The 503-nt window shown below is 61.0% G+C and carries 2 protein-coding genes; both read right to left on the bottom strand.

Features of this window, described 5'->3' with window-relative positions:
- Positions 1-297: CAT RNA binding domain-containing protein (locus tag AADR41_RS42240; RefSeq protein WP_342287786.1), on the bottom strand; the 297-nt coding region annotated here is incomplete at its 3' end.
- 4 nt (positions 298-301) lie between these two features.
- A partial coding sequence (locus AADR41_RS42245) for a PTS glucose transporter subunit IIA (protein ID WP_342287788.1) occupies positions 302-503 on the bottom strand: 202 nt, incomplete at its 5' end.

Consider the following 503-nt stretch of genomic DNA (forward strand, 5'->3'; position numbering starts at 1 on the left):
TTCGACGATTGCCTGTGCCACTCGCACCTCGGTGTGAGTGGCGTTCGTTAGCAGTGATGCGATGGCGGTCGTGCGATAGGCACCCTCTGCGACATATCGCTGGGCCGATGAGGCATCGACGATCTCCCCGCGGTGTCGTCCATAGGCGATACCGCGAGCATTGACGACCATTTCGGTCCCCGAACCGTTGACGCCGAGAAGAACATTGTTGTTGTAAATCTTCTTGACGATGACGTGCCCTTGTCTGAGCGATCCCTGCTTCGTCGTTGCGTGCCGTGAGCGATCCGGACGTTGCACCGGGTCATCCTGCGGTGACTGAGAGCACTGACGCCGGATCATTGCTGCGTTCCGAGATGGTGAACCCGGCCGCGTTGGTCACGACCACGGGGGAGATCAGCGACGGTACGCGTGGCCGTATGCTGTCCAGGTCGACGCTCAGGAGCGGATCGCCGGTCCTGACCCTGTCGCCCTCGTTGACGTGGGCAGTGAAACCTTCACCCTTC

The organism is Streptomyces sp. CLV115, assembly GCF_038448545.1.
GTDB lineage: Bacteria > Actinomycetota > Actinomycetes > Streptomycetales > Streptomycetaceae > Streptomyces > Streptomyces sanglieri.